The 13,689-nt window shown below is 69.2% G+C and carries 10 protein-coding genes and 2 tRNA genes; 5 read left to right on the forward strand and 7 right to left on the reverse strand.

The genetic code is table 11. The features are described from left to right. Positions 1-14: 14 nt before the first annotated feature. Positions 15-1,430, reverse strand: coding sequence for an AMP-binding protein (locus OHA73_RS34575; RefSeq protein ID WP_327657029.1), 1,416 nt, complete (start codon positions 1,428-1,430; stop codon positions 15-17). Positions 1,431-1,710: 280 nt separating this feature from the next. Between OHA73_RS34575 and oxc the strand changes: the two genes are divergently transcribed. From oxc to OHA73_RS34600, 5 genes are all read left to right on the forward strand, one after another. Then, positions 1,711-3,450 carry an oxalyl-CoA decarboxylase gene (gene oxc / locus OHA73_RS34580; protein WP_266715527.1) on the forward strand — a complete coding sequence of 580 codons (1,740 nt, stop codon included), beginning with the start codon at positions 1,711-1,713 and terminating at the stop codon, positions 3,448-3,450. A 111-nt stretch (positions 3,451-3,561) separates the two neighbouring features. Beyond that, a tRNA-Leu gene (locus OHA73_RS34585) sits at positions 3,562-3,646 on the forward strand. A gap of 176 nt (positions 3,647-3,822) precedes the next feature. Further along, positions 3,823-4,890, forward strand: a complete 1,068-nt coding sequence (locus tag OHA73_RS34590) for a quaternary amine ABC transporter ATP-binding protein (RefSeq protein WP_266719021.1) — start codon at positions 3,823-3,825, stop codon at positions 4,888-4,890. Beyond that, positions 4,883-7,495, forward strand: coding sequence for an ABC transporter permease/substrate binding protein (locus OHA73_RS34595; protein WP_327657030.1), 2,613 nt, complete (start codon positions 4,883-4,885; stop codon positions 7,493-7,495). The genes OHA73_RS34590 and OHA73_RS34595 overlap by 8 nt, the downstream gene beginning before the upstream one ends. A gap of 89 nt (positions 7,496-7,584) precedes the next feature. After that, a tRNA-Leu gene (locus OHA73_RS34600) sits at positions 7,585-7,669 on the forward strand. A 64-nt stretch (positions 7,670-7,733) separates the two neighbouring features. Here the strand turns inward: OHA73_RS34600 and OHA73_RS34605 are convergent. From OHA73_RS34605 to otnK, 6 genes are read right to left on the reverse strand one after another with little or no spacing between them, the layout of a single operon-like run. Further along, positions 7,734-8,504, reverse strand: a complete 771-nt coding sequence (locus OHA73_RS34605) for a FadR/GntR family transcriptional regulator (RefSeq protein WP_327657031.1) — start codon at positions 8,502-8,504, stop codon at positions 7,734-7,736. 4 nt (positions 8,505-8,508) lie between these two features. Beyond that, positions 8,509-9,543: a D-erythronate dehydrogenase gene (gene denD, locus OHA73_RS34610; RefSeq protein WP_327657032.1), complete on the reverse strand. Its 1,035-nt coding sequence runs from the start codon at positions 9,541-9,543 to the stop codon at positions 8,509-8,511. Then, positions 9,540-10,337 carry a 2-oxo-tetronate isomerase gene (gene otnI, locus OHA73_RS34615; protein ID WP_266715531.1) on the reverse strand — a complete coding sequence of 266 codons (798 nt, stop codon included), beginning with the start codon at positions 10,335-10,337 and terminating at the stop codon, positions 9,540-9,542. The genes denD and otnI overlap by 4 nt, the downstream gene beginning before the upstream one ends. Positions 10,338-10,366: 29 nt before the next feature. Then, positions 10,367-11,674 (reverse strand): MFS transporter, encoded by a 1,308-nt coding sequence (locus OHA73_RS34620; RefSeq protein ID WP_327657033.1) that lies wholly within the window; start codon positions 11,672-11,674, stop codon positions 10,367-10,369. Positions 11,675-11,724: 50 nt separating this feature from the next. Beyond that, on the reverse strand, positions 11,725-12,405 hold the full coding sequence (locus OHA73_RS34625) for a class II aldolase/adducin family protein (protein WP_327657034.1): 681 nt from the start codon (positions 12,403-12,405) through the stop codon (positions 11,725-11,727). Further along, positions 12,402-13,688, reverse strand: coding sequence for a 3-oxo-tetronate kinase (gene otnK, locus OHA73_RS34630; RefSeq protein WP_327657035.1), 1,287 nt, complete (start codon positions 13,686-13,688; stop codon positions 12,402-12,404). Before otnK ends, OHA73_RS34625 begins: the two co-directional genes overlap by 4 nt. Position 13,689: the final 1 nt, after the last annotated feature.

Genomic DNA, 13,689 nt, shown 5'->3' on the forward strand with positions numbered 1-13,689 from the left:
CCCGAGGCGTCCACTCACTCGTACCGCTCCCGCACGGCCAACCGATCCAACCCTCCCTGCGCCGTCCTCGGCAGGGCGGACACGAAAACGATCCGGTCCGGCACCGCCGCCGCGGCCAACCGCTCCCGCGAGTACCGCAACACGTCCTCCGCCCCCACACACTCCTCCCCACGCACCACCACCGCGGCCCCGATCCGCTCCCCACCCACCGCGAACACCGCCGCCTCCGCCACCGACGGACACCCGGCCAGCACGTCCTCCACGTACTCGGGCGAGATCGTCCGCCCACCCCGGACGATGAGGCTCTCGATCCGCCCGGTCAACGACAGGTACCCGTCCTCGTCGAGCCACCCCAGGTCCCCCGTGCGCAACCACCCACCACCCCCACCGGTCACGGAGGGCCCCCGCACCCACACCTCACCCCGCACCCCTGCCGGACACACCTTCCCGTCCTGGTCGACGACGCGCAGCCGCACCCCGGTCGCCCGCCCCACCGTGCCGTGCTTGAGCGGCCCGCGCTCCGGCAGCGGCTCGCTGGAGATCTGGTGCGCGGCCTCGGTCATCCCGTACGCGGACAGCAGTGGCGCGCCGAACATCCGCTCAAGGGCCCGCTGGGACGCGGCGTTGAGCGGCGCGCCACAACTGCGTACGAACCGCAGCGGCGGCGGCGCCCCCACGTCGGCTGCCTCCGACGAGCGGTCGAGCAGCGCCTCGTGGATCGTCGGCACCGCCGTGAACCAACTCGCCCCCGCCGCCCGCAGATCCGCCCAGAACGTCTCGGCCGAGAACCGCCCGCCTGCCGGCAGCAGCACACACCCCCCGCTGGCCAGCGTGGACAGGAGCGAGGCGAAGAGCCCGTGCCCGTGGAAGAACGGCATGACCGCGACGGTCGCGTCGTCGGGCCCCAACGCGTAGGTGGCACAGATGTTGTTGACGGACGCCGCCACATTGGCGTGCGTGAGCGGCACCATGCGGGCGCGGCCCGTGGCCCCCGCGGTGAACAGGACGAGCGCGTCCTCCTTCCCCGCACGGCGCCCGGCGCCGGCATCAACGCCGACGCCGATGGCCCCGTCGTGGCCGAGCACGGCGCTCGCCCCCAAATCACCGACCCGCAAACGCAGTTCGGCATCGGACAGACCCGGATCCAGAGGAGCGGCGACCACCCCCGCGCGAGCCGCACCGAGCAGCGCGACCACGAACTCGACGGTGTTGCCCGCGACGAGCCCAAGCACATCACCCGCCCCCAGACCTGCGGCGGCGAGCCGCTCCGCCTCCTGGTCCGCGAGGGCGTCCAACGCCTCGTACGACAGGGGAACCCGCTCGTCACCGTGTCGGCCGGTGGTGACGAGCGCGGGAGCGTGGGGCCGCGCACGAGCCTGCCGGTCGAGGAGATCGGCGAGCCCCGTGACGGTCAGGGCCGACGTGGCCATGCCTTCCACCTCCCATCCTCAGCGAGCGTGCGGTCAGCGGCCGCGCACGTCCAATACGCACTCACGAACACCCGATAGCAACGGCTTATCAAGACCGAACGACCGCCCACAGCAGGGGATTTGACACCCGCTTGACTCTCGATAGACGCCATTTATCGCCTGGAAGCCGATGGGTCTTGGACGGGGCGCCGCAGCCTGTCGAAGGTGAGAACAGGAGCCGCACCGGCCGTGCGCGCATGAGGCGCACCGGCAGGGACCCGTCCAAGGAGGAACCCGGATCATGACCGCTGACTCGACCGCTGAACAGACCGCCGAGGCCGCGGCAGGAGCCGACGCGCCGGGCGAGCTCACCGACGGCTACCACCTCGTCGTCGACGCCCTGAAGAAGAACGACGTCGACACGATCTACGGCCTCGTAGGCATCCCGGTGACGGACCTGGCCCGCCTCGCGCAGGCCGAGGGCATCCGCTACATCGGCTTCCGCCACGAGTCCAACGCCGGCCACGCCGCCGCGATCGCCGGCTACCTCACCAAGACGCCCGGCATCTGTCTGACCGTCTCGGCCCCCGGCTTCCTCAACGGCCTGGTCGCCCTCGCCAACGCCACCACCAACTGCTTCCCGATGGTGCAGATATCCGGCTCCAGCGAGCGCCACCTCGTCGACCTCAAGCAGGGCGACTACGAGGAGATGGACCAGCTCGCCGCGGCCCAGCCCTTCGTGAAGGCCGCCTACCGTGTCAGCCGCGTCGAGGACATCGGCCGCGGCATCGCCCGCGCCCTGCGCACCGCGGTCTCCGGCCGCCCCGGCGGCGTCTATCTCGACATCCCGGCGGCGGTCCTCGGCGCGGTCATGGACAAGGGGGAGGGGGAGCGGACCCTCTCCCGCCTGGTCGACCCGGCGCCGCGCCAGCTGCCCGCCCCCGAGGCGGTGGACCGCGCGATCGACCTCCTGGAGAACGCGGAGCGCCCGCTGATCGTCCTCGGCAAGGGCGCGGCCTACGCACAGGCCGACGACAAGATCCGTCACCTCATCGAGTCGACGGGCATCCCGTACGTACCGATGTCCATGGCGAAGGGCCTGCTCCGCGACGACCACCCGCAGTCGGCGGCGACGGCCCGGTCCCTCGCCCTGAAGAAGGCCGACGTCGTCATGCTGGTCGGCGCCCGCCTGAACTGGCTGCTCAACCACGGCGAGCGCGGCTGGAACCCGGACGCGAAATTCATCCAGGTCGACATCGAGGCGAGGGAGATGGACTCCAACCAGCCCATCGCGGCGCCCCTCGTCGGCGACATCGAATCCGTCCTCGACCAGCTCGCCGACCGCACCAAGCCCGGCCAGGTCAGCGCGCCCGCCGCCTGGCGCGAGGAGCTCGCGGCCCGCTCGGAGCAGAACGTCGCCAAGATGGCCAAGCGCCTGGAGGCCGACCCGCACCCCATGCAGTTCATGGGCGCGCTCAAGGCGGTCCGCGACGTCGTCCACCAGCACCCGGAGACGTACATCGTCAACGAGGGCGCCAACACCCTCGACATCGCCCGCAACGTCATCGACATGCACCATCCGCGCCGCCGCCTCGACTCCGGCACGTGGGGCGTCATGGGCATCGGCATGGGCTACGCGATCGCGGCCGCGGTCGAGAGCGGCGGAGCGCCCGTCGTCGCCATCGAGGGCGACAGCGCCTTCGGCTTCAGCGGCATGGAGCTGGAGACGATCTGCCGCTACAACCTGCCGGTCGTCACCGTGATCATGAACAACGGCGGCGTCTACCGGGGCGACGAGGTGATCGGTGACGCCCCCGCCCCCACGACCCTGATGAGCGCGGCCCGCCACGACCAGATGATCGAGTCCTTCGGCGGCAAGGGGTACCGGGCCACCACACCCGCCGAGGTCACGGCCGCACTCACCGAGGCGATCGCCTCCGGCGGCCCCGCGCTCATCGACTGCGTGATCGACCCGTCGGCCGGCACGGAGAGCGGCCACATCGCCCACCTGAACCCGAAGGGCATCGGCATCAAGAAGTAGCCGGTCCGCCCGCGTCCGGGGCGCCCCGATACGCAGGTGAAAGCCACTCCGAAACCTTGGTATTGTTGAGGTGTCGCCGCGGGGAACGCCCCGCGCAGCGACGCACACCTTGTCCGGGTGGCGGAATGGCAGACGCGCTAGCTTGAGGTGCTAGTGCCCTTTATCGGGCGTGGGGGTTCAAGTCCCCCCTCGGACACTTACGGAGTGCCGGTCGAGATTCTTCTCGACCGGCACTTTTTTGTGTTTGCGCTGGTCCGACGGGGGCAGGCGCGACCTCGAGCCACGTATATCGCTTTTCAACCTTTCACAGGTCAAAGAGTAAAGAGAATAGAGGTCGGTGTGTCCTCCAGACTGGTGGCCGAACACCTGTACATGGTGTTCGGCGGGAGACAACAGGAGGCTGTGGACAAGCTCCGCGGCGGCGCGGACCGTGAGGAGCTGCGCGCCGAGGGAACCACGGCCGCCGTGATCGACGCGTCGTTCACCGTCGAGCCCGGCCAGATCTTCGTCGTCATGGGCCTGTCGGGATCGGGCAAGTCGACGTTGCTCCGGATGCTCAACGGCCTCCTGGAGCCGACGTCGGGACATGTGAAGTTCGACGGCGAGGACCTGACCGCTCTCGCTCCGCGCGAACTGCGCGAGGTCCGCGCCCGCAAGATCAGCATGGTGTTCCAGCACTTCGCGCTGTTCCCGCACCGCTCCGTGATGGAGAACGCGGGCTATGGCCTCGAGGTGCAGGGCGTTCCGCGTGCGGAGCGCGAGGAGCGGGCGATCGAGGCGCTGCGGTTGGCCGGTCTTGAGGGGTGGGAGAAGTCCTTCCCCGACGAGCTGTCCGGCGGTATGCAGCAGCGTGTGGGCCTGGCCCGCGCGCTCGCGACCGACGCCGATCTGCTGCTGATGGACGAGTCGTTCAGTGCGCTCGACCCGCTGATCCGGCGCGACATGCAGGACCAGTTGCTTGAGCTGCAGAAGACGCTGAAGAAGACGATCGTCTTCATCACGCACGATCTGAACGAGGCCATGCGTCTGGGCGACAACATCGCGGTCATGCGCGATGGTCGTATCGTCCAGATCGGTTCGGCCGAGGACATTCTCGTCACGCCGGCCAACGATTACGTGGCCTCCTTCACGCAGGACGTCGACCGTTCCCGTGTGCTGAGCGCGCGGGCGATCATGGCCGAGCCGGCGGAGGGCTACGCGATGGCGGACGCCCCGGCGAGGGTCCACGAGGACACGCCCATCGTCGAGCTCTTTACGCCGTGCTCGACGAGCGAGATACCCGTGGCCGTCGTGAACGACGCGGGTGACCTTGTCGGTGTGGTGCCGCGCGAGCGGCTGCTGGCCGTGCTCGGTGAGCCGACGAAGACCGTGGAAGCCAATGGAGCGGCCTCCGACCTCATCGAGGACGAGCCGGCGAAGAAGGTGATCGCTGGTGCCTAGGATTCCCTTTGGTGACTGGGTCAATGACGTCGTCCAGTGGATGCTCGTCCACCTGGACTGGCTGTTCGGCTTCTTCGAGAGCATCTTCAACGGTGTCTACAACGGCCTGACCGAACTCCTCCAGGCCCCCGAACCGCTGCTGCTCGCGGGCATCTTCGCCGTGATCGCCTTCTGGCTGCGCGGCACGCTGGCGGCGGTTCTCACGTTCATCGGGCTCTGGTTCATCCAGAACCTGGAGCTGTGGGACAAGGCGATGGAGACCCTGTCGCTCGTCCTCGTGTCGACACTGATCGCGTTGATCATCGGTGTGCCGCTGGGTATCTGGGCGGCGCGTTCGAGCCGGGTCAGCAATCTGTTCCGTCCGGTCCTCGACCTGATGCAGACGCTGCCGGCGATGGTCTACCTGATCCCGGCGATCCTGTTCTTCGGCTCGGGTGCTCCGGCCGGTATCGTCGCGACGCTGATCTTCGCGGTGCCGCCGGGCGTGCGCATGACCGAGCTGGGCATCCGGCAGGTCGACAAGGAGTTGGTGGAGGCCGCCGACGCGTTCGGTACGACGCCGCGCAACACCTTGTTCCGCGTGCAGCTTCCACTGGCTCTCCCGACGATCATGGCGGGTGTCAACCAGGTCATCATGCTGGGCCTGTCGATGGCCGCCATCGCGGGCATGGTCGGCACCGGCGGTCTCGGTGGCGCCGTCAACGAGGCCATCGGCCAGCTGAACGTCGGCCTGGGCGCCGAGTCCGGCGTCTCGATCGTCATCCTGGCGATCTACTTGGACCGGATGACCAGCTCGCTCGGCCAGCAGGTCTCCCCGCTCGGCCGCCGGGCGCTCAACAAGCTGCGGTCCGCGCAGGGCCTGAAGATCTGGTCGTACCGTCCTCGCCCGGCCGTCGCCGTGGTCGGTGTCGTCGTCCTCGCGCTCGTCGCGGGCGGCATGGGCATGTTCGGCCAGAACAGCGGTGGGGCCGCCCCGGCCGCCTCGTCCACGAACGTGGGCCAGGGCAAGAAGATCTCCATCGGCTACATCCCGTGGGACGAGGGCGTCGCCTCCACGTTCCTGTGGAAGGAGATCTTGGAGCAGCGCGGTTTCGAGGTCGAGACCAAGCAGTTCGACGCCGGACCGCTCTACACGTCGCTCGCGGGTGGCACGGTCGACTTCCAGACCGACTCCTGGCTGCCGGTCACGCACGCCGAGTACTGGAAGAAGTACGGCAAGGACCTGGAAGACCTCGGTTCCTGGTACGGCCCCACGTCCCTTGAACTGGCCGTGCCGTCCTACATGAAGGACATCAAGTCCATGGAGGACTTGAAGGGCCAGGCGTCGAAGTTCGACGGCAAGATCACCGGCATCGAGGCGAGCGCCGGTGAGACGGCGCTGCTCAAGAGCAAGGTGCTCAAGGCCTACGGCCTCGACAAGGAGTACAAGGTCGTCGACAGCTCGACGCCGGCGATGCTGGCCGAGCTGAAGCGCGCGTACGCCAAGAAGAAGCCGATCGTCGTCCCGCTGTGGTCGCCGCACTGGGCGTACAACGACTACAAGCTCACCAAGCTCAAGGACCCGAAGGGCGCCTGGGGCAAGGGCGACGGCATCCACTCGCTGGCCCGCAAGGGCTTCGGCAAGGACTTCCCCGAGGTCAACAAGTGGGTCAAGGACTTCAAGCTGAGCGAGAAGCAGCTCACCAGCCTTGAGGCCGAGATCAACAAGTCGGGCAAGGGCAAGCAGCAGGACGCCGTCAAGGCGTGGCTGAAGAAGAACCCGGGCGTCGTCGACAAGCTGGCCCCGGTCAAGAAGCAGTCGACCCCCGCCGAGGCCAAGCGCCCCGTCAACGTCGCCTGGTTCCCCTGGGACGAGGACATCGCGGTCACCTTCCTCTGGAAGCACGTTCTGGAGAGCCGCGGCTACAAGCTCAACCTGAAGCAGATGGACGTCGGCCCGGTCTACACGGGTCTCTCCACCGGTGACCTCGACGTCAACTTCGACGCCTGGCTGCCGTATACGCAGAAGAGCTACTGGGACAAGTACAAGAACAAGGTCGCGACCCTCGGCTCCTGGTACGGGCCCACCTCGCTCGAGATCGCCGTTCCGTCCTACGTGAAGGGCATCAAGTCGGTCGAGGACCTCAAGGGCAGGGCCAAGGAGTTCAACGGCAAGATCGTCGGCATCGAGGGCGGCACCGGAACGATGGACATCCTCACGAAGGATGTCGTGCCGGGCTACGGCCTCGACAAGGAGTACAAGGTCGTCAACGGCTCCACGCCGGCGATGCTCGCCGAGCTGAAGCGCGCGTACGCCAAGAAGGAGCCGATCGCGGTGCTCCTGTGGACGCCGCACTGGGCCTACAGCAAGTACGACCTGACCAAGCTGAAGGACCCCAAGGGCCTCTTCGGCAAGGGCGACACCATCCGCACGGTCACCAGCAAGGCGTTCACCAAGCAGTACCCGCAGCTCACGAAGTGGTTCAAGAACTTCAAGATGACCGAGGACGAGCTCGGCACCCTGGAGATCGAGATCAACAAGCGGGGCCAGGGCCACCAGGCGGAGGCGGTCACGGCGTGGCTGAAGAAGCACCCGGAGGTGGAGCGGCGGATGACGGCGCCGTAGTCGCATAGGTGCTGGTGAAGGCCGCTCCGAGACCTTGATAAGGTTCTCTTCGTCGCCACGGGGCCAGCCCCCGGAGCGGCCGACACCTTGTCCGGGTGGCGGAATGGCAGACGCGCTAGCTTGAGGTGCTAGTGCCCTTTATCGGGCGTGGGGGTTCAAGTCCCCCCTCGGACACAAAAAGATCCCCACGGTCTCCCGGAGACCGTGGGGATCTGTCGTTGCGGAGCCGGACCGGGGCTCAGGCCCCCGTGTCCAGGTCGAGGTCCACGTCCACGTCCAGGGCCTCCGCCTCGTCCCAGAATTCCGGGTCTGCCTTCTGGAGGCGGGTGGCGGCGTGTTTCATGTGGCGGCGGGCTGCCGTGCGGGCCGCCTTGGGGTCGGCGGATTCGATGGCCGTGAGGATCGCCTGGTGTTCGTGGCGGACCGCCTCGAAGAAGTCGTCGCGGCGGGCCTCGTTGGCGCGGGTGACGCGGATGCCGCCGCGGGAGACCTCGCCGAGGTAGTGGACCGTCGAGACCAGGACCGGGTTGCCCGTCGACTCCGCGATCGAGCGATGGAAGGCGAGGTCCTCGTCCGTGCCGTCGCCGCCCGCCGCGACCGCCGTGTCGATCGCCGCCAGCGCCGCACGCATCCGCACGATGTCGGCGGGGCGCGCGCGGGTCGCCGCGAGATGGGCGGCCTCGGCCTCCATCGCGCGGCGGACCTCGACGATCTGGAGGACCTTCGCCTGCGTGCCCGGCGACTCGGTGCCGCCCTCCAGGTCCAGGGGACGGGTGCGGCGGGGCAGCACGAAGACGCCCCTGCCCTGGCGGGGTTCCACCAGTCCCGCGTTGCGCAGGCGGGAGACCGCCTCGCGGATCACCGTGCGGCTGACGCCGAGCTGCTTGACGAGCTCCACCTCGGTCGGCAGCTTGTCGCCCGCCGTGAGCCGCCCCGACTCGATCTCCTCGGTGAGCATCGCGGCGACGCGATCGGCGAGCCGCACGGGCCCGTCCACCTTGTTGAACATGGCGTCAGTCTATCGACGTGGCCGCGGACACCTCGGCGGTGACCGCGTCCGGGTGGTCGGCGACGTACTGGCGGATCACCGATGCGAAGTCCGGGTCGGGAGAGAGGCCCAGCGCTGCCGCGCGGGTGTTGTCGAAGGAGGCCGGCCAGGAGCCGACGATCGACTCGATGGAGGAGTCCGGTGTCACCGTTACCAGGTCGGCGACCGCGTTGCCTGCCACCTCGCGGAGTGTGTGCAGGATTTCGGAGACCGTGACCGTCAGGGCGGGTAGGTTCACCGGGATGTTGCCGGTCAACTGGCCGTCCTGTGTGCCGCGTTCGGCCTGTGCCACCCGCAGGATGCCCTCCACCGTGCGGCGGGGGGAGGCCAGGGCCACCTGTGTGTCCGGGCTCACCGGGCACGTTGCCGGGAGGCCCGCGAGGGGTTCGCGGACCACGCCCGAGAGGAAGCCGGAGGCCGCCGCGTTCGGCTTGCCGGGGCGCACCGACACCGTCATCAGGCGCGTCACGCGGCCGTCCACGTATCCGCGGCGCGTGTACTCGGCGACCAGCTGCTCGCAGATCCGCTTCTGCACGCCGTAGCTGGACTGCGGCGTGGGCAGCGTGGACTCGTCCACCACGGGTGGGAGGGGGAGTGCGGCGTCCGAGCCGTAGACCGCCACGCTGCTGGCGAGCACGAGGCGTACGGTCGGGCCGCCCGCCTCCGACTGGGCGCGGGCCGCCTGAAGGAGAGCCCGGGTCGTGTCCAGGTTGGCGGTCATGCCGAGGTCGAAGTCCGCCTCGCACTCCGCCGACACCGCCGCCGCGAGGTGGATGACCACGTCGACCGGCCGAGCGAACAACTCCGCGAGCCGGTCCGTGAGGTCGCCCTGCACCACCTCCACCAGCGGGTCCGCCGTGAGCGGCGACTCGTCCGGGACGAACTTGTCCGCGAGGATGAGGCGGTCGATGGGCAGGCCGTCGAACGTGCGCCGCTCCAGCAGGGCCTCGGCGACCTGGCGGCCCAGAAAGCCGAAACCGCCCGTGATGACGATCCTCATGCGTGCTGCTCTCCTTGGATGTTCTTCAGCCAGCCGAGACCCTCGCTCGTGCCGGCCTTGGGGATGTACTCGCAGCCGATCCAGCCGTCGAAGTCCAACTCGTCCACGCAGGACATGAGATGACGGATGTCCAGTTCGCCGGCGTCCGGCTCGTGGCGGTCGGGGACGCCCGCGATCTGCAGGTGGCCCACGCGACCCGTCGGCAGGTCGCGGCGGAGGGTGGCGGTGAGGTCGCCCTCGACGATCTGGCAGTGGTACAGGTCGAGTTGGACCTTCAGGTTGGACGCGCCGATCTCCCGTACGACCGCGTGGGCGTCCGCCTGGTGGTTCAGGAAGTAGCCCGGCATGTCACGGGTGTTGATCGGCTCGATCAGGATGTCGACCCCGGCCGGCGCCGCCTGTTCGGCCGCGTACGCCAGGTTGGTCAGGTACGTGTCCCGGCACTCGGCGCGCGAGACACCTTCGGGCACGAGGCCCGCCATCATGTGCACGCGTGGGCTGCCGAGTGCGGCCGCGTAGTGCAGGGCCTTCTCGATGCCCTCGCGGACCTCGGCCTCGCGGCCCGGCAGCGCCGCGATGCCGCGCTCGCCGCCGTCCCAGTCGCCGGGCGGGGCGTTGAACAGGACCTGGCTCAGGCCGTGTTCGTCGAGCCGGGCGCGGAGCTCCCCGGTCCCGTACGCGTACGGGAAGAGGTACTCGACGGCCTCGAAGCCGTCTGCCGAGGCCGCGGCGAAGCGGTCCAGGAAGTCGTACTCGGGATACAGCATGGAAAGGTTCGCCGCGAACCTCGGCATGGTGACTCCTATAGAGAGAGGTGTGTGCGTCAGCGGTTGACGATGTCCTTTTTCGTGGTCAGGACGGCTGCCGCCCCGATGACGAGCGACAGCGCCAGAACGTACATCGGGATCGCCGTGGAACCGGTCGCATCCTTCAGCGAGCCGATCATGTACGGGCTGACGAAGCCGGCGAGGTTGCCGACCGAGTTGATCGCCGCGAGGCCCGCCGCGGCCGCCGTGCCGCCGAGGAACGCGGTCGGCAGCGACCAGAACAGTGGGGCGCAGGTCAGGACGCCGGCCGCCGCGATCGACAGGGAGACGAGGGCCAGCGGGGTCGAACCGGCGAAGCTCGCCGCCATCGAGAAGCCGACGGCGCCCATCAGGGACGGGATCACCAGGTGCCAGCGGCGCTCGCGGCGCTTGTCGGCGGAGAACCCGAAGAGGTTCATGGCGATCAGCGCGGCCAGGTACGGGACCGCGCTCAGGGCGCCGATCGCGAGGCCGCCCTTGACGCCGGTGGACTCCACGAACGTCGGCATCCAGAACGTCAGCGCGTACTGGCCCATCACGAAGCAGAAGTAGATGAGGCACATCAGCCACACCTTGCCGTTGCGGAAGGCGTCGAGGGCGCGGCCGTGCACGGTCTGGTGGGTGGCGTCGGCGGCGAGGGCCCTCTCGATGACCGACTTCTCGTCGTCGGTCAGCCACTTGGCGTCGCGCACGCTGTTGTCGAGCCAGAACAGGCAGACCACGCCGATGACGAGGGCGGGGATCGCCTCCACGACGAACAGCCACTGCCAGCCGCTCCAGCCGGCCGCGTCGTCGAAGACGTCCATGATCCAGCCGGAGAGCGGGTTGCCGAAGATGCCGGCGACGGGGATCGCCGACATGAACATCGCGATGACGCGGGCCCGGCGCTGGGACGGGAACCAGTACGTGCAGTAGAGGATCACGCCGGGGTAGAAGCCGGCCTCGGCGGCGCCGAGCAAGAAGCGGAGTACGTAGAACGTCGTCTCGCTGTTGACGAAGGCGAACGCCGCGGACACCAGACCCCAGCTGATCATGATGCGGGCGATCCAGGTGCGGGCACCGACCTTCTGCATCAGCAGGTTCGAGGGGACCTCGAAGAAGAAGTAGCCGATGAAGAAGAGGCCGGCTCCGAGGCCGTAGGCCGCCTCGCTGAAGCCGAGGTTCGAGGACATCTGCAACTTGGCGAAGCCCACGTTCACGCGGTCCAGGTAGGAGACCATGTAGCAGAGGATCAGGAAGGGGACGATGCGGCGGATCACCTTGCGGAACACCGCGTTCTCACGCGCGAGTTCGGGGGTGTCGGCCGTGGGGACGGTCGTGGACATGAGGCACTTCCTTGTGCGGCTCAGGCGGGGAGGGGAGTGACGAGCGGGTGTTACCAGGCCGCGCCGAACGTGGCTCTCAGCTCGGCGATGGCGTCTTCGGGGAGCGGTGCGGGCTTGCGGTCGGTCGTCAGCCAGAGGCGGGCCGTCTCCTCGAGTTCTTCGAGGACGGCGAGCGCGGAGGCGGCGTCCGGGCCCCAGACGACGGGGCCGAGGCGGTCGAGCAGGACCGCGCGGATCGGAGTGCCTTGCGCGGCACGGGAGTTGATCCGCTCGGTCACCAGATCGGCGACGCGCGGGTCGCCGGGCCGGTGGTACGGGATGTGCGGGACGTGACCCACCTTCATCACGTAGTACGGGGTGATGGGTGGCAGCACATCGTCCTGGTGCCACACGCCGGCGAGGGTGAGCGCGACCAGGTGCGTGGAGTGGGTGTGGATCACGAAGCGGGCCGTGGGGTCGGCCGCGTAGATCCGGCGGTGCAGGGTGAGGGTCTTGCTGGCGCGGTCGCCCGCCACCTGGGCACCCTCGCCGTCGACGAGCGCGAGCCGCTCGGGGGAGAGGAAGCCGAGGGCCGCGTCGGTCGGGGTGATGAGGTGGCCGAGGCCGTCGTCGAGCTTGGCGCTGATGTTGCCGGCGCTCGCGTGGACGTAGCCGCGGGCGAAGAGGCTGGTGCCGACGCGGACGATCTCCGAACGGGCGGACTCCGCGGCCAAGTTGAGGTCCTGGGTCACTGGGACTCCCCGTTGCCGAGCAGGTCGAACGATGCGGTGAAGAAGGACGGGCCGCCGAAGTTGCCCGACTTGAGGGTGATGTGGAGGGTGTCACCGTCGGCGAGCGGCGCCGCACACCACGGCACACCCGGATCGATCTGCGGGCCGATCCGAAGCCCGTCCAGACCGAGGGCCTGCACCACGGCGCCGGAGGTCTCGCCACCGGCGACGACGAGCCGTCGCACGCCGCGCTCGACGAGCCCCTGGGCGACGCGCGCGAGTGTCCGCTCCACCAACTCCCCGGCCTCGGCGGCCCCGAGCTGCCCCTGCACGTCGCGTACGGCGTCGGGGGACTCGGTCGAGTAGATGAGAACCGGGCCGTCGGACGACAGGTGGGCGTCGGCGAAGGCGAGCGCCTCGGCGGCCACGTCCTCGCCCGCCGCGATCCGCAGCGGATCCACGCTGAAGGCCGGCCGACCGGTGTCCAGGAACGCGCGCACTTGGCCGTTCGTGGCGGCGGACACCGAACCCGCGACGACCGCCAAGTGGCCGGAGGCGGCGGGGAGTTCGGCGGCCTCCGGGGACGGCTCGATGCCCCAGTTCGCGGGGAGCCCGATGGCGAGGCCCGAACCGGCGGTGACCAGCGGCAGGCCGGCGACCGCGGCACCCAGGCGTACGAGGTCGTCGTTCGACACGGCGTCGACGATCGCGGCGCCGATGCCGTCCTTGCGCAGCGCGGCGATCAGCTCCGTGATGGCCTCGGGGCCCGCCGCGACCGCCTTGTGGTCGATGAGTCCGACCGGGCGCTCGGTCTGGGCGGCAAGCACGGACACCAGGTTGGAGTCGGTCATCGGGGTGAGCGGGTGGTGGCGCATGCCGCTCTCGCCGAGCAGCACGTCACCGACGAAGAGGTGGCCCTTGAAAACGGTGCGCCCGTTGTCGGGGAAGGCAGGTGTCGCGACGGTGAAGTCGGTGCCGAGCGCGTCCATCAGGGCCTCGGTGACCGGGCCGATGTTGCCGGCCGGCGTCGAGTCGAAGGTGGAGCAGTACTTGAAGTAGATCTGCTCGGCGCCCGCGGAGCGCAGCCATTCCAGGGCGCGCAGCGAGGAGTCGACGGCCTCGGCCGCCGGGACGGTCCGCGACTTGAGCGCGATGACGACCGCGTCGGCGTCCCGCGGCGTCGCCGCGTCCGGAGCCGGTACGTCGATCAGCTGGACGACGCGCATGCCCGCGCGCACCAGGTTGTTGGCGAGGTCGGTGGCGCCGGTGAAGTCGTCGGCGATGCATCCGAGGCGGATGGCCATG

This window comes from Streptomyces sp. NBC_00483, from assembly GCF_036013745.1.
Lineage (GTDB): Bacteria > Actinomycetota > Actinomycetes > Streptomycetales > Streptomycetaceae > Streptomyces.